This window comes from Pseudomonas sp. GW821-FHT01D09 (genome assembly GCF_059422465.1).
Window position 1 is genome coordinate 1 of record NZ_JBWKWY010000005.1, and the last position, 20,578, is coordinate 20,578.

The 20,578-nt window shown below is 61.5% G+C and carries 20 protein-coding genes; 12 read left to right on the forward strand and 8 right to left on the reverse strand.

Annotated features, from left to right (window positions below; all coding sequences use genetic code 11):
• Window positions 1–82: 82 nt before the first annotated feature.
• Window positions 83–970, reverse strand: coding sequence for a D-hexose-6-phosphate mutarotase (locus tag AC07W7_RS07170; protein WP_495039003.1), 888 nt, complete (start codon window positions 968–970; stop codon window positions 83–85).
• A 58-nt stretch (window positions 971–1,028) separates the two neighbouring features.
• Window positions 1,029–1,433 (reverse strand): acyl-CoA thioesterase, encoded by a 405-nt coding sequence (locus AC07W7_RS07175; protein WP_003176975.1) that lies wholly within the window; start codon window positions 1,431–1,433, stop codon window positions 1,029–1,031.
• 562 nt (window positions 1,434–1,995) lie between these two features.
• On the opposite strand from AC07W7_RS07175, the gene AC07W7_RS07180 reads away from it, so the two are divergent.
• From AC07W7_RS07180 to AC07W7_RS07215, 8 genes are all read left to right on the forward strand, one after another.
• Entirely contained in the window at window positions 1,996–3,276 is a 1,281-nt protein-coding gene (locus AC07W7_RS07180; protein WP_495039091.1) for an MFS transporter, read from the forward strand.
• Between the two features lie 235 nt (window positions 3,277–3,511).
• Window positions 3,512–4,498 carry a phosphate ABC transporter substrate-binding protein PstS gene (locus AC07W7_RS07185; protein WP_038444526.1) on the forward strand — a complete coding sequence of 329 codons (987 nt, stop codon included), beginning with the start codon at window positions 3,512–3,514 and terminating at the stop codon, window positions 4,496–4,498.
• 233 nt (window positions 4,499–4,731) lie between these two features.
• A complete protein-coding gene (locus tag AC07W7_RS07190) occupies window positions 4,732–7,017 on the forward strand; it encodes an ABC transporter permease subunit (protein ID WP_169897423.1) in 2,286 nt (761 codons plus the stop codon).
• A 15-nt stretch (window positions 7,018–7,032) separates the two neighbouring features.
• Complete coding sequence (gene pstA, locus AC07W7_RS07195; RefSeq protein WP_076965083.1) at window positions 7,033–8,703, forward strand: phosphate ABC transporter permease PstA; 1,671 nt, start codon at window positions 7,033–7,035, stop codon at window positions 8,701–8,703.
• A gap of 139 nt (window positions 8,704–8,842) precedes the next feature.
• Window positions 8,843–9,676 carry a phosphate ABC transporter ATP-binding protein PstB gene (gene pstB, locus AC07W7_RS07200; protein ID WP_029289934.1) on the forward strand — a complete coding sequence of 278 codons (834 nt, stop codon included), beginning with the start codon at window positions 8,843–8,845 and terminating at the stop codon, window positions 9,674–9,676.
• 70 nt (window positions 9,677–9,746) lie between these two features.
• Complete coding sequence (phoU, locus tag AC07W7_RS07205) at window positions 9,747–10,508, forward strand: phosphate signaling complex protein PhoU (RefSeq protein ID WP_076965082.1); 762 nt, start codon at window positions 9,747–9,749, stop codon at window positions 10,506–10,508.
• 167 nt (window positions 10,509–10,675) lie between these two features.
• On the forward strand, window positions 10,676–11,575 hold the full coding sequence (locus tag AC07W7_RS07210; protein WP_076965081.1) for a response regulator: 900 nt from the start codon (window positions 10,676–10,678) through the stop codon (window positions 11,573–11,575).
• 97 nt (window positions 11,576–11,672) lie between these two features.
• Window positions 11,673–12,341: a peptidoglycan DD-metalloendopeptidase family protein gene (locus AC07W7_RS07215; protein ID WP_495039004.1), complete on the forward strand. Its 669-nt coding sequence runs from the start codon at window positions 11,673–11,675 to the stop codon at window positions 12,339–12,341.
• A 29-nt stretch (window positions 12,342–12,370) separates the two neighbouring features.
• On the opposite strand, the gene AC07W7_RS07220 is transcribed toward AC07W7_RS07215, so the two are convergent.
• The 3 genes from AC07W7_RS07220 to phoB all read right to left on the reverse strand — a co-directional run bounded on the left by AC07W7_RS07220 (window position 12,371) and on the right by phoB (window position 16,028).
• The gene (locus AC07W7_RS07220) at window positions 12,371–13,711 is read right to left on the reverse strand and encodes a hemolysin family protein (protein ID WP_076965078.1); all 1,341 of its coding nucleotides are present in this window, start codon (window positions 13,709–13,711) and stop codon (window positions 12,371–12,373) included.
• Window positions 13,712–13,970: 259 nt separating this feature from the next.
• A complete protein-coding gene (gene phoR, locus AC07W7_RS07225) occupies window positions 13,971–15,257 on the reverse strand; it encodes a phosphate regulon sensor histidine kinase PhoR (RefSeq protein ID WP_495039092.1) in 1,287 nt (428 codons plus the stop codon).
• An 81-nt stretch (window positions 15,258–15,338) separates the two neighbouring features.
• Entirely contained in the window at window positions 15,339–16,028 is a 690-nt protein-coding gene (gene phoB, locus AC07W7_RS07230) for a phosphate regulon transcriptional regulator PhoB (RefSeq protein ID WP_076965076.1), read from the reverse strand.
• A gap of 152 nt (window positions 16,029–16,180) precedes the next feature.
• On the opposite strand from phoB, the gene AC07W7_RS07235 reads away from it, so the two are divergent.
• Window positions 16,181–16,561: a COG4315 family predicted lipoprotein gene (locus tag AC07W7_RS07235; RefSeq protein WP_076965075.1), complete on the forward strand. Its 381-nt coding sequence runs from the start codon at window positions 16,181–16,183 to the stop codon at window positions 16,559–16,561.
• A 48-nt stretch (window positions 16,562–16,609) separates the two neighbouring features.
• Here AC07W7_RS07235 and ubiA read toward each other — a convergent pair whose 3' ends face one another.
• Together ubiA and AC07W7_RS07245 are read right to left on the reverse strand one after the other, a co-directional pair.
• Window positions 16,610–17,500, reverse strand: a complete 891-nt coding sequence (gene ubiA / locus AC07W7_RS07240; protein ID WP_169897420.1) for a 4-hydroxybenzoate octaprenyltransferase — start codon at window positions 17,498–17,500, stop codon at window positions 16,610–16,612.
• A complete protein-coding gene (locus AC07W7_RS07245) occupies window positions 17,500–18,063 on the reverse strand; it encodes a chorismate--pyruvate lyase family protein (RefSeq protein ID WP_197881833.1) in 564 nt (187 codons plus the stop codon). The genes ubiA and AC07W7_RS07245 overlap by 1 nt, the downstream gene beginning before the upstream one ends.
• 196 nt (window positions 18,064–18,259) lie before the next feature.
• Here AC07W7_RS07245 and AC07W7_RS07250 point away from each other — a divergent pair, with 196 nt between their 5' ends.
• The 3 genes from AC07W7_RS07250 (at window position 18,260) to AC07W7_RS07260 (ending at window position 20,080) form a co-directional block, all read left to right on the forward strand.
• The gene (locus AC07W7_RS07250; protein ID WP_032856748.1) at window positions 18,260–18,427 is read left to right on the forward strand and encodes a rubredoxin; all 168 of its coding nucleotides are present in this window, start codon (window positions 18,260–18,262) and stop codon (window positions 18,425–18,427) included.
• Window positions 18,428–18,465: 38 nt separating this feature from the next.
• Complete coding sequence (locus AC07W7_RS07255; protein WP_495039005.1) at window positions 18,466–19,614, forward strand: NAD(P)/FAD-dependent oxidoreductase; 1,149 nt, start codon at window positions 18,466–18,468, stop codon at window positions 19,612–19,614.
• 190 nt (window positions 19,615–19,804) lie between these two features.
• Complete coding sequence (locus AC07W7_RS07260) at window positions 19,805–20,080, forward strand: HU family DNA-binding protein (protein ID WP_003213368.1); 276 nt, start codon at window positions 19,805–19,807, stop codon at window positions 20,078–20,080.
• A 118-nt stretch (window positions 20,081–20,198) separates the two neighbouring features.
• Here the strand turns inward: AC07W7_RS07260 and AC07W7_RS07265 are convergent, their stop codons facing one another.
• Window positions 20,199–20,576, reverse strand: a complete 378-nt coding sequence (locus AC07W7_RS07265; RefSeq protein WP_169866531.1) for a hypothetical protein — start codon at window positions 20,574–20,576, stop codon at window positions 20,199–20,201.
• Between the last annotated feature and the right edge of the window lie 2 nt (window positions 20,577–20,578).

Genomic DNA, 20,578 nt, shown 5'->3' on the forward strand with positions numbered 1-20,578 from the left:
CGATGGCGGTGTATCAGTCGCCGAATGTATCGGCTGAAACACCGCCATCGCGGGCAAGCCCGCTCCCACATTTTGGTTAGGTCTACAGGGGCAGGCTGGCCATGCTCACACCCATGGTATGGCTTGCGCCCGGTGCCAGCACCACCACATCGTCCAGCACATTGGCCGTTTCGATGCACAGCATGCCCTGCCAGCCATCGTCGGCCATGTCATCGAACGCCTTGGCGCGTTCAGTCCAGGGGTTCCAGATCACCGTCGATTTTGATCCTTGGCTGGTGAGCTGGATCCGGCGTTGCCAGTCGTTATCAACGATGTTCAATTGTGCCGGGGTGTCGAGGTAGATGCGGTCCGTCTCGGCAGTAAAGTGCAGGAGGCCGGCTTGCTTTTTGGTCGCCCAGCCGTCGGCGGTATCGATGTAGTCCAGCCCATCCAGGCCTGCGACCTGCACCTTGCGCACGTCGCTGACGGCGAAGTAGCTGTGCAGCGCCTGGCTGATCGTCACCGTGTCGGCGCCACGGTTGTGGCTGCTCAGGCTGATATGCAGTTGCTCATCCAACAGGATGCTCATTTTCAGATCGACCTGGTGCGGCCAGCCCGGGAAACCGCCCGCCGGTGCCGGTAGCACCAGCTCAACCCGGTTGTCTTCGGCGCCGGCCAAGGTCCAGATGGCCGTGCGCGCGAAACCATGGGCGCCCGCTGGCTGGTCGCTCTGGCGCATCGCCTTGACGCTTTGCGGGTTGCGCTCGAACACGCCAAACCACGGCCAGCATACGGGTACGCCAGTGCGGATGCCTTTGCCGGCCTTGAACACCGCCTGGTCATTGGGCCAGATCACCGGTTTTGCGCCAGCGGGCTGGTAACTGAACAGGTGCGCCCCCTGTTGGGCCACCAGCACTTGGGCGCCGTTGTGGCGGATGCGCCAGCAGTCCAGCTCATCCATTTTCACGGTTTCAACGTGGGGCGTAGGCATACAAGGCTCTCTTGAATCACAGGCAATGGGGCAATGGACCGCCAAACCGCCGCGAGGTTTAACGCGCTCGCGACGGAACCGACCGGGTGCGCCCGCTGCCATCAATGGCGACGAATACAAACACCGCCTCGGTGACTTTGCGCCATTCGCTGGACAGCGGGTCATCGCTCCACACTTCGACCATCATCTGGATCGAGCTGCGGCCGATTTCCAGGGCCTGGGTGTAGAAGGACAACTGCGCGCCCACCGCCACCGGAACCAGGAAGGCCATGCGATCGATCGCTACGGTGGCCACGCGGCCACCGGCGACCTTGCTGGCCATTGCCGTGCCGGCCAGGTCCATCTGCGCGACCAGCCAGCCGCCGAAAATATCGCCAAAACCGTTGGTCTCACGGGGCAGCGCGGTGATTTGCAGGGCGAGATCGCCTTGCGGGATAGGATCTTCTTGTTCGAGTTCGATCATGCCGGGGGTGCCTCTGACCCGTGACTCTTGGACTATGTAATCGGTGAATAGCCGTCTTGGAAAAACGATTCAGCCCCGAACATACTACGTTCGTCACGTTTTTCGAAAGGCGCCTTGAGGGAAACTCTGCGAAATCGGCTGGCCGGTGCCAACGACGTTTTCGCGCAACTTCCACTGATAAGCAGGTGCAAGCTGGGCAGTATATCGGTCGATAGCCTGCACGACGACCTTCGGTTTCCTATATTTGTACATCTATCTACACCGCGTTACAGGCGCCAGGGAAATGGCCAAAACAGTCATGCAACTTGAGGGGTTTGACCATTGTTTCTTTTGAACCCGGCACCCCAGTATTTGCGGGTGTTTCTGGTCCCCGATAATAATTCAAAGAGGGAAGGGCGGACCTCGCCAGGCAGCCTGCCTGCGGGGCGGCGCCCACCGCTGTACAGGTGTTTAGACTGTGCTTTTGCGGGCAATTTGTTATCTTGCCCGACCTGCCAGGCCAAACCCACGCCGTTGCGGATTCCTGATCTGACCTAATAAGAGAAGCCTTGCCATGACCACAGTGCCTTCAAGCATTGCGCCGCCCGCCCGCCCGCTGAACCGCAACGACTACAAAACCCTGTCGCTGTCCGCCCTGGGTGGCGCGCTGGAGTTCTACGACTTCATCATCTTCGTGTTCTTCGCCACGGTGGTCGGCAAGCTGTTCTTCCCTGCTGATATGCCCGAATGGCTGCGCCTGATGCAGACCTTCGGCATCTTCGCCGCCGGCTACCTGGCGCGGCCACTGGGCGGGATCATCATGGCGCATTTCGGCGACCTGCTGGGGCGCAAGAAGATGTTCACCCTGAGCATCTTCATGATGGCCGTGCCGACCCTGATCATGGGCCTGTTGCCGACCTATGCGCAGATCGGCCTGTGGGCCCCGATCCTGTTGCTGCTGATGCGCGTGATCCAGGGCGCGGCGATTGGTGGCGAAGTGCCGGGGGCGTGGGTTTTTGTTTCAGAGCATGTACCGCCACGCCATATCGGCTACGCCTGCGGCACCCTGACCAGCGGCCTGACCGCCGGGATCCTCCTGGGTTCGCTGGTGGCCACCGCGATCAATACGATCTACACCCCGGAGCAGGTCTCGGATTACGCCTGGCGGATCCCGTTCCTGCTGGGCGGTGTGTTCGGCCTGTTCTCGGTGTACCTGCGCCGTTGGCTGCACGAAACCCCGATCTTTGCCGAAATGCAGCAGCGCAAGACCCTGGCCGCCGAGCTGCCATTGCGTGCGGTCCTGCGGGATCACCGTGGCGCCATCGTGCTGTCGATGCTGCTGACCTGGCTGCTGTCGGCCGGCATTGTCGTGGTGATCCTGATGACCCCGACCGTGTTGCAGACCATCTACCACTTCAGCCCGACCGTCTCGTTGCAGGCCAACAGCCTGGCGATCGTCACCCTGAGCCTGGGCTGCATCCTCTCTGGCGCACTGGCTGACCGCTTCGGTGCCGGGCGCGTGCTGATCGCCGGTTGCGCGTTGCTGCTCGCGACCTCATGGACGCTGTATCACAGCCTGCTGGACCACCCGGGCTGGCTGTTCCCGCTGTACACCCTCACCGGCCTGTTCGTCGGCGTGGTCGGTGTGGTGCCCTACGTGATGGTCAAGGCCTTCCCGCCGGTGGTGCGTTTCAGTGGCCTGTCGTTCTCCTACAACGTCGCCTACGCGGTGTTCGGTGGCTTGACGCCGCTGGTGGTCTCGCTGCTGATGAAAGAAAGCCCGATGGGCCCGGCGTACTACGTGGCGGTGATCTGCACCATGGGGATGTTGGTGGGTGCCTACCTGTGGAAGCGGGGGCGCTGAACCTGCTAAGTCCCCTGTAGGAACCGGCTTGCCGGTTCCTACAACGTTTACAGAGTATTTCTGAATGACCGCAACTCCTCGTTTCGCCCCGCATTTACTCAGCTTCTCTTGCGCATCTGCTTTTTCTGCCAATACTGGCCTTTCATCTAATTGTCATATTCCAGACATAGAGTGTTCACACGGCCTACCGATACTTGGCCCCGATCCAACTATCCCTATCTGCTAGGAGTAAGGCATGAAACTGAAGCGTTTGATGGCGGCAATGACTTTTGTCGCTGCTGGCGTTGCGACTGCCCACGCGGTGGCCGCTGGTGTTGACCCGGCAATTCCGGCCTATACCAAGACCACTGGTGTATCGGGCAACTTGTCCAGCGTCGGTTCCGATACCCTGGCCAACCTGATGACCTTGTGGGCCGAGAACTACAAGAAAGAATACCCGAACGTAAACATCCAGATTCAAGCCGCCGGTTCCTCCACCGCGCCGCCTGCACTCACCGAAGGCACTGCCAACCTGGGCCCGATGAGCCGCAAGATGAAGGACAACGAACTGCAGGCTTTCGAGCAGAAGTACGGCTACAAGCCGACAGCTATCCCGGTGGCCGTAGACGCCCTGGCGGTGTTCGTGCACAAAGACAACCCGATCAAGCACCTGACCATGGCCCAGGTCGACGCCGTGTTCTCGTCGACTCGCCTGTGCGGCGCCAAGGCTGATGCCAAGACCTGGGGCGACCTGGGCGTGACCGGCGACCTGGCCAACAAGCCAGTGCAACTGTTCGGTCGTAACTCGGTATCCGGCACCTACGGCTACTTCAAGGAAGAAGCCCTGTGCAAAGGTGACTTCAAGCCAAACGTCAACGAACAACCAGGCTCGGCTTCGGTCGTGCAGTCCATCAGCTCTTCGCTGAACGGCATTGGTTACTCGGGCATCGGCTACAAGACCGCCAGCGTGAAAACCGTGGCCCTGGCCAAGAAAGAAGGCGGCGAGTTCGTCGAAGACACCGAAGAGAACGCCCTGAACGGCAAGTACCCGCTGTCGCGCTTCCTCTACGTGTACATCAACAAAGCCCCGAACAAGCCTCTGGCCCCGCTGGAAGCCGAGTTCGTGAAGCTGGTTCTGTCCAAACAGGGCCAGGAAGTTGTCGTCAAGGATGGCTACATCCCACTGCCAGCCAAAGTTGCCGCCAAGGCACTGGCTGACCTGGGTCTGAAAGAAGGCAAATAAGCCTGCACTACCTGGTGTAGAGGCATGCTCTTGTGTGGGAGCGGGCTGGCCCGCGATGCTGGCGACACGGTTTAAATTGAAATCGCGTTGATGCCATCGCGGGCCAGCCCGCTTCCACAACAAGCGGCCTACACCGCTAATTTTTCGGTCCGCTGCCAGCTCTGCTACGCGGCGGATTTTTTGCGTCACTGCATTGTCATCTTTCTGTCATACAGGATCGCTAGGGTGTGCGCATGAATGATCTGGCCAATTCCACCATGACGACGACTTCTCCTCCCAAGCGCATTGACTTCAATACGCCTGAGCTGCAACGCAAGCGCCGCATCCGCGCGCTCAAGGACCGCCTGACCCGTTGGTACGTACTGGTCGGCGGTCTTGCCGTCCTCGGCGCTATCACGCTGATTTTTTTCTTCCTGGCCTATGTGGTCGCGCCGCTGTTCCAGGGTGCCAGCCTGACCAAGGACGACGCCCTGACCCCAGCCTGGATGCAGGATGCCGGCAAGCCGTTGCTGATCTCCCTGGAAGAACAGAACCAGGTCGCCATGCGGGTTTCCGACAAAGGTCAGGCGTTGTTCTTCAGTGTCGACAGCGGCGTGGAACTCAAGCGTGTCGACCTGGCCCTGCCGGCCGGCGCCAGCGTGGTGTCCATCGGTAAAGACCAGCCAGGCAGCCCGCTGGTGATCCTTGGCCTGTCCAATGGCCAGTCCCTGGTGTTCCGCCACTCTTATAAAGTGTCCTACCCGGACGGCAAGAAGACCATTTCGCCCGAGATCGAATACCCTTACGGCGAAGCGCCGATGGTGCTCGATGAAGCCGGTCGGCCGCTGGAGCACGTGGCCCTCAATGCCACCGACACCTCGCTGATCGTTGCCGGTTCCGCCGGCTCGCACCTGAACGTGCTGTCGGTGAGCCGCGAAGAAAACATGATGACCGGCGAAGTGGTCAGCGAGCAGAAGCGCATCGACCTGCCGCAGATGACCGAGCCTGTTAAAGCGATCTTTGTCGATCCGCGCCAGCAATGGCTGTATGTGATCAACGGTCGCGCCCTGGCCGATGTGTTCAGCCTGCGGGACAACAGCCTCAACGGTCGATACAAATTGTTGGAAGATGGCAGCGCCGAAATCACCGCCAGCACCCAGCTGGTGGGCGGTATTTCGCTGATCGTCGGTGACTCCAAGGGTGGCCTGGCCCAGTGGTTCATGGCCCGCGACCCGGATGGCGAGCAACACCTCAAGCAGATCCGTACCTTCCAGATGGGCACCACGCCGGTGGTGGAAATCACCGCGGAAGAGCGGCGCAAAGGCTTTACCGCCCTGGATGCCGCTGGCCAGTTCGGGGTGTTCCACAGCACCGCGCACCGCACCCTGCTGGTGGACCCGGTGGTCGAAGGCCAGGGCCTCTTCGGCATGTCGCCACGGGCCAACCGTGTGATCGTCGAAGCCGGCGGCAAGCTGCAGCCCTTGACCCTCGACAACCCGCACCCGGAAGTGTCCTGGAGCGCGTTGTGGAGCAAGGTCTGGTACGAAAACTACGACGAGCCTAAATACGTCTGGCAATCGACCGCTGCCAACAGCGACTTTGAACCCAAGATGAGCCTGGCGCCACTGACCTTCGGTACGCTCAAGGCCGCGTTCTACGCCATGCTGCTGGCCGCCCCCCTGGCCATTGCCGCGGCGATCTACACCGCCTACTTCATGGCCCCGAGCCTGCGCCGCAAGGTCAAGCCGGTGATCGAGCTGATGGAAGCGATGCCGACGGTGATCCTCGGCTTCTTCGCCGGCCTGTTCCTGGCGCCGTATGTCGAAGGGCACCTGCCGGGGATTTTCAGCCTGCTGATGCTGTTGCCGATTGGCATCCTCGTCGCCGGCTTTGTCTTCAGCCGCCTGCCTGAGTCGATCCGCCTGCGGGTGCCGGATGGCTGGGAAAGCGCGATCCTGATCCCGGTGATCCTGTTTGTGGGCTGGCTCTCGCTGTACATGAGCCCGTACCTGGAAACCTGGTTCTTCGGTGGTGACATGCGCATGTGGATCTCCCACGACCTGGGCATCACCTATGACCAGCGCAACGCCCTGGTCGTCGGCCTGGCCATGGGTTTTGCGGTGATCCCGAACATCTACTCCATCGCCGAAGACGCCGTGTTCAGCGTGCCCCGTGGCCTGACCCTGGGCTCCCTGGCCCTGGGTGCTACGCCATGGCAGACCATGACCCGCGTGGTGTTGCTGACTGCCAGCCCCGGGATTTTCTCGGCGCTGATGATCGGCATGGGCCGTGCGGTGGGCGAGACCATGATCGTGCTGATGGCCACGGGTAACACCCCGGTCATGGAAATGAACCTGTTTGAAGGCCTGCGCACCCTGGCAGCCAACGTCGCGGTGGAAATGCCCGAGTCGGAAGTGGGCGGCAGTCATTACCGGGTGTTGTTCCTCTCGGCGCTGGTGCTGCTGCTGTTCACCTTCATCATGAACACCCTCGCCGAGCTGATCCGTCAGCGTCTGCGCAAGAAATACTCGTCGCTTTAAGAAAGGTAGAAGTCTGTGAAACAGAACTCCCTGAATGGATGGTTCAAGAGCGGCGCCCCTGGCGTCTGGATCAGCGGTGGCGCGGTGGCCATCGCGGTCATCATGACCATTGGTTTGCTGGCTGTGATTGCCGTGCGTGGCCTGGGTCACTTCTGGCCGGCCGACCTGATCCAAGCCAACTACAACGTGCCGGGCCAGGCCAACCACATCGTCATCGGCGAAGTGGTACAGAAAGAACAAGTGCCACGCGAGCGCCTGAAAAGCGCAGGCCTGCCAGTGCCGGAGGCTGGCCCGGAGTTCATGACCCGCGAGCTGATCAAGGTCGGCAACCGTGACTTGAACGGCAATGACTTCACGTGGATCGTCGGCGAATGGCTGACCAACCAGACCACGCCTGCTGAGCTGATGGCCATTGAGCGTCGTGAGTGGGGCAACTTCTACGGCACCCTGGTCAACGTCAAGCAGGACGGCAAGGTCATCGCCGAAGGCGAGGCGGCCTGGCCGGAGCTGCAGGCGCGGGTTGAGCGGGTGAACAGGCTGGCGGCCGATCTCAAGACTCTTGAGAAGCGCGATATTGGCGCGATCAACGCGGGCCTTGAGCGGATCCGCCTGCACGGCCGCAAACTGGAACTCAGCGGCCAGCTCGACGCCGCCGCCCAGGCCGATATGGATGCCGAGCGCGCCGAGCTGAATGCGCGTTACCAGGCCGTCGAGGCGCGCCTGACCGACCTGCATGCCCAGTTCAACCGCGACAGCCTCACGGCCCGCGATGCCAACGGCAAAGAGCTTGAGATCAATATCGGCCATGTGGTGCACGCCTACCAGCCGAACGCCATGGGCACCCTGACCAAGATGGGGTTCTATGTCAGCAAGGTCTGGGAGTTCCTCAGCGACGACCCACGGGAAGCCAACACCGAAGGCGGGATCTTCCCGGCGATCTTCGGCACCGTGATGATGACCCTGATCATGGCGATGATCGTGACCCCGTTCGGCGTGCTGGCGGCGGTCTACCTGCGTGAATACGCCAAGCAGAACACGTTGACCCGTGTCATCCGTATCGCGGTGAACAACCTGGCGGGCGTCCCGGCGATTGTCTACGGCGTGTTCGGCCTGGGCTTCTTTGTGTACGTGCTGGGTGGTTCGGTGGACCGCCTGTTCTTCCCCGAAGCCCTGCCGGCACCGACCTTCGGTACGCCGGGTCTGTTGTGGGCCTCGCTGACCCTGGCGCTACTGGCGGTGCCGGTGGTGATCGTGGCCACCGAAGAAGGCCTGGCGCGCATCCCACGCACCGTGCGTGAAGGTTCCCTGGCCCTGGGTGCGACCAAGGCGGAAACGCTGTGGAAAATCGTCCTGCCCATGGCCAGCCCGGCGATGATGACCGGCATGATCCTGGCCGTGGCCCGCGCCGCCGGTGAAGTGGCGCCGCTGATGCTGGTGGGTGTGGTGAAACTGGCGCCGTCGCTGCCGCTGGACGGCAACTACCCGTACTTGCACCTGGACCAGAAGATCATGCACCTGGGCTTCCATATCTACGACGTCGGCTTCCAGAGCCCCAACGTCGAGGCGGCACGTCCGCTGGTGTACGCCACCGCGTTCCTGCTGGTGCTGGTGATCGCCACGCTGAACCTGTCGGCGGTATGGATTCGTAACCACCTGCGCGAAAAGTACAAGGCACTGGACAGTTAATTGAAGTGAACGCGGATTAAATGTGGGAGGGGGCTTGCTCCCGATAGCGGTGTGCCAGCCAGCACATGTGTTTCTGATACACCGCTATCGGGAGCAAGCCCCCTCCCACACAACGAATTGGTAGCACAGGGAGCATCCCATGCAACATGAAACCCATTCCCACGGCATCAACATGTCAGCCCTGGGTCGCGACAAGCAGAGCCTGAGCCTGGCTGAAGAAACCGTGGCCATCGAAGTCCCGGGCCTGAGCCTGTACTACGGTGAGAAACAGGCACTGTTCGACGTCAGCATGAACATCCCCAAGCAACGCGTGACCGCCTTTATCGGCCCGTCGGGCTGCGGCAAGTCCACGCTGCTGCGCACCTTCAACCGCATGAACGACCTGGTGGACGGTTGCCGTGTGGAAGGCGCGATCAACCTCTACGGCAGCAACATCTACCGCAAGGGCGAAGACGTGGCCGAGCTGCGTCGCCGGGTGGGCATGGTGTTCCAGAAGCCCAACCCGTTCCCCAAGACCATCTACGAAAACGTGGTCTATGGCCTGCGCATCCAGGGCATCAACAAAAAGCGCATCCTCGACGAAGCGGTCGAGTGGGCCCTTAAAGGCGCGGCGCTGTGGGACGAGGTCAAGGACCGCCTGCACGAGTCGGCCCTCGGCCTGTCCGGCGGCCAGCAGCAGCGTCTGGTGATTGCCCGGACCATCGCCGTGGAGCCGGAAGTGCTGCTGCTCGACGAACCGTGCTCGGCACTCGACCCGATCTCGACGCTGAAAGTCGAAGAGCTGATCTACGAACTCAAGTCCAAGTTCACCATCGTCATCGTGACCCACAACATGCAACAGGCGGCGCGGGTTTCCGACTACACCGCGTTCATGTACATGGGCAAACTGGTGGAGTTCGGCGATACCGACACCCTGTTCACCAATCCGGCGAAGAAGCAGACCGAAGACTACATCACCGGTCGCTACGGCTAGGAAGCTGTGGTTCTGATTGCACTGACGCTGCGGTTCTCCGCACCTTACCGGACGCTCCAAGGACGCCAACATGATTAGCAAAGAAGGCCTTACCCACCACATCTCCGCGCAGTTCAACGCCGAGCTTGAGGAAGTGCGCAGCCACCTCCTGGCCATGGGCGGGCTGGTGGAGAAGCAAGTCAACGATGCGGTGACCGCGCTGATCGAGGCCGACTCGGGCCTGGCCCAGCAAGTGCGCGAGATCGATGAGCAGATCAACCAGATGGAACGCAATATCGACGAGGAATGCCTGCGCATCCTCGCCCGTCGCCAGCCGGCGGCGTCCGACCTGCGTTTGATCATCAGCATTTCCAAGTCGGTGATCGATTTGGAGCGTATCGGCGACGAAGCCACCAAGATCGCCCGTCGCGCCATCCAGTTGTGCGAAGAAGGCGAAGCGCCGCGCGGTTATGTCGAAGTGCGCCACATCGGCGACCAGGTGCGCAACATGGTGCGCGACGCGCTGGATGCCTTTGCGCGCTTCGACGCCGACCTGGCGTTGTCGGTGGCCCAGTACGACAAGATCATCGACCGCGAGTACAAGACCGCCCTGCGTGAGCTGGCGACCTACATGATGGAAGACCCGCGCTCTATCTCGCGGGTCTTGAGCATCATCTGGGTGCTGCGCTCCCTGGAGCGGATCGGCGACCACGCACGCAATATCTCGGAATTGGTGATTTACCTGGTGCGCGGCACCGACGTACGGCACATGGGCCTCAAGCGCATGAAGGCCGAAGTTGAAGGCACGGCCGATCAAATCCCTAATGTTCCGGCCGAATCTGACGATAAGTAAGATTGCCCGAGAAATAAACGCCCGACCTCTGGTCGGGCGTTTGCGTTTGTGGCGTAGAGTTTTGCGCTGCGGGCTGCCATAAAGTCCCGGCGTGACTGACAAGTTTTTGGCAAGATGCCATCAGTTAAGCATTTTGCTTGCCGGGGTTTTGAGAGGATGAAGGGTCGATGAGTAAAGTCAGTGTATTGGTGGTGGATGACGCCTCGTTTATTCGCGACCTGGTGAAGAAGTGCCTGCGTAACTACTTCCCCGGCATCAGGATTGAAGATGCGGTAAACGGCAAAAAGGCCCAGGCCATCCTGATGCGCGAAACCTTCGACATGGTGCTGTGCGACTGGGAAATGCCGGAAATGTCCGGCCTGGAATTGTTGACCTGGTGCCGTGAGCAACCGCAACTCAAAACCATGCCGTTTGTCATGGTCACCAGCCGCGGCGACAAGGAAAACGTAGTCCAGGCCATCCAGGCCGGCGTTTCCGGCTACGTCAGCAAGCCTTTCACCAACGAACAGTTGCTGAACAAGGTCAAGCAGGCCCTGAACAAGATCGGTCGCCTCGACGCCTTGCTGGCCAGCGCGCCGACCAAGATGAACTCGGCCTTTGGCAACGACTCCCTCAGCGCCCTGACCGGCGGCAAGCCCGAAGCGGTCAAGCCGGCCCCGGTGGCCGCGCCGAGCAAAGGCTTGCTCAGCACCCCGCCTGTGCAGGCTGCGGCAGCCCCCTCGGCCACCAGCGGTCGGGGCCAGGGCCAGTTGCGCCTGTCCAGTGGCACCCAGCAATGTGTGATCAAGGCCCTGAGCATCAAGGAGGCGTTGCTGGTGGTGCGCCGTGGCGACGTCCTGCCCCAGGTGCTGGAAAGCGCGGTGCTGGACCTTGAGCAAGGCGAGAACGCCGAGACCGCCCGCCTCAATGGCTACCTGCATGCCATTGTCGCCTATGAACCACGCCCCGACAGCGACTGGCTGCAACTGACCTTCCGCTTTGTCGACCAGGATGCGCAGAAGCTCGACTACATCTCCCGCCTGATCGCCCGGGGTACGGCGCAGAAGCATTTTGTGCCGGGTGCGTAGCGCAGCACACCACGATCAACTGTAGAAGCCGGTCCACACAACATTGTCATGAACCCTTGCTAGTCTGCCGTTCAGTCATACCCGGCAGGTTTCTCCCATGCTTGTGCGTTTTTTGCTGTTTTGTGGCCTGTGTACGGTCGCCTCATCGACCCTGGCCATGACCCTCTATCGTTCCACCGATGCCCGTGGCGTGGTGTTTTTCAGTGACCAGAAGACCCCCGGCGCCCAGGCGTTTGTGTTCCAGGAGCGCCGGGTCGCGCCGCAGAAGCGCCAGGGGCTTGATCCCCAGCCTGCCCGTCATCTGCAGTTCCAGAGCTATCCCTTGCCCTGGCGCGGCGGTCCGTTCCGCCTGACCCAGGGCCCTGGCGGCACGTTCAGTCATTCTGACGTCAAGAGCCGCTACGCCATGGACATTGCCATGCCCGAGGGCACGCCGATCATCGCGGCACGGGGCGGGGTGGTGGTGAAGACCGAGAACAGCCAATCGGGACGTGGCAGTGACCCGTCGGGCAACTTTGTGCGGGTGCTGCACGATGACGGCACCCAGGGCGTGTATCTGCACCTCAAGCAGGGTTCGGTCAGCGTCAGGGACGGGCAGCGGGTGGGCGTGGGCAGCCCGCTGGCGCTGTCGGGCAATACCGGCAACAGCAGCGGGCCACACCTGCATTTTGTGGTGCAGCGCGATACGGGGGCGGGGTGGGTATCGATTCCGTATGAGTTCACGCAGCCGGTACAGGCCTTGCCCAACTTTGCGTCGGGCCTGTAGGCGCCGGCAAGCCGACGCCTACAAAGGGCTTAGTCGAGCATCAGCACCTTGGCCAGCACGATTTTCGGGCCTTTCATCTTCTTGATGATGATCCGCAGGCCTTCGACTTCCAGGACTTCTTCCTCTTCCGGCACCCGGTTCAGGGTGTCGTAGATCAAGCCGGCGAGGGTTTCGGCCTCGATGTGGTCCAGGTCGATGCCCAGCAGGCGCTCGATCTTGAACAGCGGCGTGTCGCCACGCACCAGCAGCTTGCCCGGCTGGTAGGCGAGGATGCCGCGTTCGGCCTTGCGGTGTTCGTCCTGGATATCGCCCACCAGCACTTCCAGCACGTCTTCCATGGTCAGGTAGCCGATGATATTGCCGTCGGCTTCCTCCACCAGGGCAAAGTGCGCGCCGCCCTTGCGGAACTGCTCCAGCAATTGCGACAGCGGCATGTGCCGTGACACGCGCTCCAGCGGGCGGGTCAGCTCGGCCAGGTTGAACGACTCGGGGATATGGTCCAGGGCCGCCAGTTCCAGCAGCAAATCCTTGATATGCAGCAGGCCGACAAACTCACCGCGCACGGCGTCGTACACCGGGTAGCGGCTAAATTTGTGGCGGCGGAACAGCGCGAGGATTTCCTTGAGCGGGGCGTTGAAGTCCAGGGTCACCAGGTCTTCCCGGGAGTTGGCCCAGTCCACCACTTCCAGCTCGCCCATTTCCACGGCCGAGGCCAGCACGCGCATGCCTTGGTCGCTGGGGTCCTGGCCACGGCTGGAGTGCAGGATCAGCTTGAGTTCTTCGCGGCTGTAATGGTGCTCGTGGTGCGGGCCGGGCTCGCCCTGGCCGGCGATGCGCAGGATCGCGTTGGCGCTGGCGTTGAGCAGGTAGATCGCCGGGTACATGGCCCAGTAGAACAGGTACAGCGGCACCGCCGTCCACAGCGACAGCAACTCGGGCTTGCGAATGGCCCAGGACTTGGGCGCCAGCTCGCCGACCACGATGTGCAGGTAGGAAATCACGAAGAAGGCGGCAAAGAACGACACGCCCTTGATCACTTCGGCCGATTCGACGCCCATGGCGCCCAGCAGCGGCTCCAGGATGTGCGCGAAGGCCGGCTCACCGACCCAGCCCAGGCCCAGGGAGGCGAGGGTGATACCCAGCTGGCACGCCGACAGGTAGGCGTCGAGCTGGCTGTGGACGGTGCGCAGGATCTGCCCGCGCCAGCCATTGGTGTGGGCGATCGCCTCGACCCGGGTGGCGCGCAGTTTGACCATGGCAAATTCCGCCGCAACGAAGAAACCGTTGAGCAGTACCAGGATCAGTGCAAAAAGAATCATGCCGAAATCGGCGAAGAGTGTCGCGAGGGTGATACCAGGGGAAGGGTCCATGATGGGGTTTTGCGGGTTCCGTGTGTTCAAAAAGGGGTGATGGCAGTGCCTCAAGGGCGGGCACAAGTCAGGCAATGTAGCGGCTGACGGGGCGCTTGCCTAGTGGCGGCTGCCGGGTGGATCCGTGAATGCCTGCTGCATTGGGCTTATGTGGGAGCTGGCTTGCCTGCGATGCAGGCGCCTAGGTCTTACAGATGCACCGAGGTGATGCTATCGCAGGCAAGCCAGCTCCCACAGGAGGTGGGGGGGTATTTTCAGATTAATCCTTCACCGCAATGGCTTGCGAACGGCTGACCTGGATCGGCGCAAAGTGGCAGGTAAAGGTGCTGCCGTGGCCCAGTACGCTGCTGATTTCCAGGCGGGCCCGGTGGCGCAACAGCACATGCTTGACGATCGCCAGGCCCAGCCCGGTGCCGCCGGTGTTGGAGTTGCGGCTGGAGTCGACGCGGTAGAAACGCTCGGTAAGGCGCGGCAAGTGCTTGCTGTCGATACCCATCCCCGAATCCTGCACGCTCAGGTGCGCGCCCTGCTGGTCGGCCCACCAGCGGATGCGGATCGTGCCTTTGTCCTGGGTGTACTTCACGGCGTTGAACACCAGGTTGGAAAAGGCGCTGCGCAACTCGCCCTCGCTGCCCTTAAGCAGCACCGTCGGGTCGGCTTCCAGGGTGATGTGCTGGCCGCGCTCGCCGGACAGGGCCTGGGCATCGTTCTTGATGGTCTGCAGCAGGCTCTGTACGGCCACGGGGTGGTTGTCCGAGGGGTAGTCGGTGGCTTCCAGCTTGGCCAGCAGCAGCAGGTCGTTGAGCAGGGTCTGCATGCGTGAGCCTTGTTGCTGCATCTGCTGCAAGGCACGGCTCCAGCGCGGGTTGACCTCTTCGACGTTGTCCAGCAGCGTTTCCAGGTAGCCGCAGATCACCGTCAAGGGCGTGCGCAACTCGTGAGAGACGTTGGCGACGAAATCCTTGCGCATCTGTTCCAACTGATGGATGCGGGTCACGTCGCGCACCAGCATCAAGTGTTCGTTGTTGCCATAGCGCGTGAGGTACAGCTGGATGCGCACCCGGTCATTGGTGGGCGACGGGATTTCCAGGGCTTCCTCGTAGTTGTCCTGCTCGAAGTATTCCTTGAAGCGCGGATGGCGTACCAGGTTGGTCACCGGCTGGCCGCTGTCCTGGGGCGTCTTGAGGCCCAGCAGGGTCTCGGCGGCGCGGTTCCACCATTCCAGGTTGCCGTCGCTGTCGAGCATGATCACCGCGTCCTTGAGCGCGGCGGTCGACTCCTGGACCCGGTCGATCACCGCCTGCAGGCGGCCACGCACCCGCTGGTCGCGGCGTTGCAGGTGATAGATGCTGTCGAACACCTCGCCCCACAGGCCATAGCCGTCGGGTGGCGCTTCATCGGGTTTATGCTGGCGCAGCCAGTCGTGCAGGCGCAGCAATTGCTTGAGGGTCCAGCCCAGGTAGAGGCCCAGGCCAATGGCCAGGCTCCAGCCGTAATAGCCGCTGATCAGGCCCACCAACAGGCAGCCGGTGACCAGCAGGAGCATGTGGCGGATCAGGGTGCCATGCCAGTTTTGGTTCACTTGAACATGCGTCCTTGTCGGCTGTTAAGTCTGGGTAGGGTTGGCTCAACCTTTGGTTGAAAACCGATACCCGGTGCCGCGCACGGTTTGTACCAGGTTCTCATAGGCATCGCCCAAGGCTTTGCGCAGGCGGCGGATATGCACGTCCACGGTGCGCTCCTCGACATACACGTTGCCGCCCCACACTTGGTCCAGTAATTGCCCACGGGTATAGGCGCGTTCCTGGTGGGTCATGAAAAACTGCAACAGGCGGTATTCGGTGGGGCCCATCTCGGCCGGCGTGCCGTCGATGGTCACGCGGTGGCTGATGGGGTCCAGCACCAGGCCGCCGACTTCAATCGGGGCCTCGCCATCGGTCGGGCCGGCGCGGCGCAATACGGCCTTCAGGCGTGCAACCAGTTCCCGTGGGGAAAATGGCTTGGTGATGTAGTCATCGGCACCGACTTCCAGGCCCTGGATCTTGTTGTCCTCTTCGCCCTTGGCGGTGAGCATGATGATCGGGATATCCCCGGTCAGCTCATCGCGCTTGAGGCGTCGGGCCAATTCGATACCGGAGGTGCCGGGCAGCATCCAGTCCAGCAGGATCAGGTCCGGCTTGCGGTCGACGATAATGGCGTGGGCCTGCTGGGAGTTCTCTGCCTCCAGGCAGTCATAGCCGGCCATTTCCAACGCAACGGCGATCATTTCGCGAATGGGCGCTTCGTCGTCAACGATCAGAATGCTCCTGCCAACCATGCTAAGTCCTCTTGTCATTTAACTGTCTTGCGCCGCATTAGATAACGGAATTATTGCAGTCGTGTGACAGTATTTTACTGGCCTGCGCAATCGGCCGGGTCCTGAACTACGCTTTGGGTCCGAATCCTGGCAACCGCAAAAGGAAGGTTCCGATGAGTCAACGTACTTTTTCCTGGAAAGCCCTGCTGGTCACGGTGGCGTTGACGCTGCCAGCACTGGCTGTCGCGGCAGACCCCGCCATGACTAAAGACGGGATGTTGGTGGACCACAAGGGCATGGCGCTTTATACCTTTGCCAAGGATGCCGACGGCAAGTCTATGTGCAATGACAAGTGCGCGACCAACTGGCCGCCGTTGAAGGCCGAGTCCACCGATAAGCCGATGGGCAAGTGGACCGTCATCACCCGTGACGACAACACCAGTCAGTGGGCTTATGACGGTAAGCCGTTGTACACCTTCATTGCCGACAAGAAGGGCGGCGTTGCGACGGGTGATGGCAAAATGGATGGCGCCTGGAAGGTCGCCAAGCCCTAGGCCACTACTGTGATGGGGGCTTGTTGTGGCAAGCCCTCTCATCCCGTCTTATCGAAAGGCGTAGTCCGCCACAATCCCGACAAAAATCGCCAACCCCGCCCAATGGTTGTGCAAAAACGCCTTGAAGCACTTCATCCGGTCCCGATCCCGGGTGTACCAGAACTCCCAGGCAAAGCAACCCGCAGCTGCCACCAACCCCAGGTGGAACCAGCCGCCCAGCTCAAAGCGCGAGCCCGCCAGCAGCAGGCACAGCAGCGCCAACCCCTGCAAGGTAAGGATGATGATCCGGTCGGCATCGCCAAACAGGATTGCGGTGGATTTGACGCCGATTTTCAAATCGTCATCGCGGTCGGTCATCGCGTAATAGGTGTCGTAGGCCACCGTCCACAGCAGGTTGGCGATATACAGCAACCACGCAATGGCCGGCAGGCTGCCGGTCTCGGCGGTAAACGTCATGGGTATGCCCCAGGAAAACGCCGCGCCCAGCACCACCTGCGGGTAATAGGTGTAGCGCTTCATAAAGGGGTAACTGACCGCCAGCGCCAGGCCGCCCAGGGACAGCCAGATGGTGGCGGCGTTGGTCAGCAGCACCAGCAGGAAACTGATGGCCATCAGCACCGCAAAGAACACCAGAGCCTCTTTGGAGCTGATCTTGCCGTTCGCCAACGGGCGTTGCGCGGTACGCTTCACATGACCGTCGACCTTGCGGTCCGCCCAGTCATTGATCACGCAACCGGCGGCCCGGGTCAGGGTCACGCCGAGGACAAAAATCACGATATTGCTCAACGACGGCGAGCCCTTGCCGGCAATCCATAGTGCCCACAAGGTGGGCCACAGCAGCAGATAGATGCCGATGGGCTTGTCCATCCGCGTCAGTTGTACGAAGTCCCAGGCCCGTGGGTGCAGGCGGTTCAGGGAGTGGAGCAGGCGCTGGTACATCAGCAGTTCTCCGCAGATGGGTGCACGGCTTGCCACAGGCTCGGCAGGAACACCTCTGCCACCAAGACGCTCAACGCGCCGCGATCAAAGCGCGAGCGCCGCGCCCACAAGCCATGGGCCTGATCCGCCTTCGGCAGCCAGGCGCGTGGGTAATGGCAGACTTCGATGGCCTGGCGGGTGAAGGCCTGGTCACAAAACAGCAGTTCGCCCAGGGAACGGCTGCCCAACTCATCCATATGCAAGCCATCGCCCTGCAAGGCACTGCGCGCCGCGACGCTGCGGGCAAACACCCAGGCCTGGCCGTGACCGCGCAAATACACCTCGCGCACCCAGCCAATACTGGCGACTGGCAGGTCGAGGGCGGCGCATTCGTCGTCTCGCAGGGGCTGCCAGCCTTCGTACAACGGCGTGACACTGAAACCATCGTGGGACAGGTGCGTCAGACGGCGGGTCAGTGACCCCTCATCGAACAGCCAGTCGAGGGTAGGAGGCGCGGGCAAAGGGTGCAGAAGGCTCTGGTTCAGCCATTGGCAGGCATCGGGAACAGCAATCGAATGCGGCACGGGGAGTCATTATTGGCAGTTAATGAGGCGCCGAGCTTACCATGGCCGCCTGGATTGTTGCCGGGGTGCGGCGGGACATTGGGGCGAACGTGCTTGCATCTGGGCGCCCCGATCAGTACAAAACGCCCTGAGCCGCACGGCAATGCTGGATCTATCGACTGTCGGCCAGTACGCCTGGACCCTGAGGAAGCAAGTAATGAAGAAGTGGCAATGTGTAGTCTGTGGCCTGATCTACAACGAAGCGGACGGATGGCCGGATGACGGGATCGCCCCCGGCACCCTGTGGCAGGACGTCCCGGAAGACTGGCTGTGCCCGGACTGCGGCGTCGGCAAAATGGATTTTGAAATGATCGAAATCGGTTGATTCGCTGAATTTAAGAAACGTACTACAAGGAGAATGGAATGAGCGCACCTGTCGTGATCATCGGTACAGGCTTGGCCGGTTACAACCTGGCTCGGGAGTTTCGCAAGCTCGACAGCGAAACCCCGCTGTTGCTGATCACTGCGGATGACGGGCGTTCCTACTCCAAGCCCATGCTCTCCACCGGTTTTGGCAAGAACAAGAATGCCGATGGCCTGAGCATGGCGACCCCGGGCACCATGGCCGAGCAACTCAAGGCCGAGGTGCGCACCCATACCCGAGTCAGTGGCATCGACCCTGGCCACAAGCGCCTGTGGATCGGCGAGGAAGCGCTGGCCTATCGCGACCTGATTCTGGCCTGGGGCGCCCAGACGGTACAGGTCCCGGTCGAGGGCGATGCCGCTGAACTGATTTTTCCGATCAACGACCTGGAAGACTACGCGCGCTTTCGCCACGCCGCGGCCGGCAAGCGCCGTGTGCTGCTGTTGGGCGTGGGCCTGATCGGCTGTGAGTTTGCCAACGACCTGATCCTGGGCGGCTACACTGTCGACCTGGTGGCACCGTGCGAGCAAGTCATGCCGACCCTGCTGCACCCGGCAGCGGCTGCAGCGGTGCAGGCCGGGCTGGAAGGCCTGGGGGCACGTTTCCACCTGGGCCCGGTGCTCAACCGCCTGCAACGCACGGCTGAAGGCCTGGAAGCCCACTTGTCCGATGGCACCGTGATCGAATGCGACCTGGTGGTCTCCGCCATTGGCTTGCGCCCACGGGTGGACCTGGCGGCTGCGGCCGGCCTGCAAACCAACCGTGGAATCATGGTTGACCGCCACCTCAAGACCTCCCATGCCAATATCTACGCCCTGGGCGACTGCGCCGAGGTCGATGGCCTGAACCTGCTGTATGTCATGCCCCTGATGAGCAGCGCCCGCGCCCTGGCCCAGACCCTGGCGGGCAACGCCACGGCGGTCAACTACGGGCCGATGCCGGTCACGGTGAAAACCCCGGCGTGCCCGCTGGTGGTTTCGCCACCGCCACGGGGCACTGAAGGCGTGTGGAGCGTCGAAGGGCAGGGCGCCGACATCAAGGCTTTGTGCCGCGATCCCAGCGGGCGCCTGCTGGGCTATGCGCTGACGGGCACGGCGGTCATGGAAAAACTGGCCTTGAATAAGGAACTTCCGCCACTGCTGGCGTAAATACTGGTCGTTCTGTCGGAATAAGCACCTTTTTCCCCCTAGAAAGGTCGCCACGAGACTGGCGCAGGCACCAATGGCATGCCATCCTCACTCCCGTCTGCCGCAGAGTAGAGCCTGCGGCGCCTTGGCGCTGCTCCAGCAGAGAGCAGCACGGACATAACAACAAAAAACCGTCAAAGAGGCTTCACCTATGCGTAAACCAGAACTCGCAGCCGCCATTGCAGAAAAAGCAGACCTGACCAAAGAACAGGCCAACCGCGTCCTCAACGCCGTTCTTGAAGAAATCACTGGCGCCTTGCACCGCAAGGACAGCGTCACCCTGGTTGGCTTCGGCACCTTCCTGCAACGCCACCGCGGCGCCCGCACCGGCAAAAACCCGCAAACCGGCGAGCCGGTGAAAATCAAGGCGAGCAACACCGTGGCGTTCAAGCCGGGCAAGTCGCTCAAAGATAGCGTCAACCCGTAAACGCGATACCGTCTCGAAGGGAGGCGGGGAGGTATGAAAAATGGGCACGCCAATTGGGTTGGGTGCCCATTTTTGTTGGGGCAGGTTCTTGGCGATTAAAGTAGTCCGTGCCTCTTTTTTATGTAGCCAAGGCCCCCAGACGGGCCTCAAGCGCTTCTATTTGCATTCTCACGCTCTCAATCACGTCAGGGGAATTACCCCACATATCTAGGAAGCCCCAGGTCTCATCAGGGGGATTTATCATGTTGGACAGGATCGATATGGCTTTCACCAGCAGTGGTTTGAGGGTCTCCAGATGTGCGGACGGCCACACATAGGCGATCCCCAGGGTTTGTAAAAGATAGCTGGCGGCCCTGACACTGTCGTAACGTTCTTCGTTGGGATCAAAATCATTGATTTCATCAATCAGAACAGCGAAATCATGGTTCTCCCAAAAACTGTGAAACCAGTCTGCGGCTTCATCGTTGGCCCATGGTTGTACATTCCAGTCGCCCATTG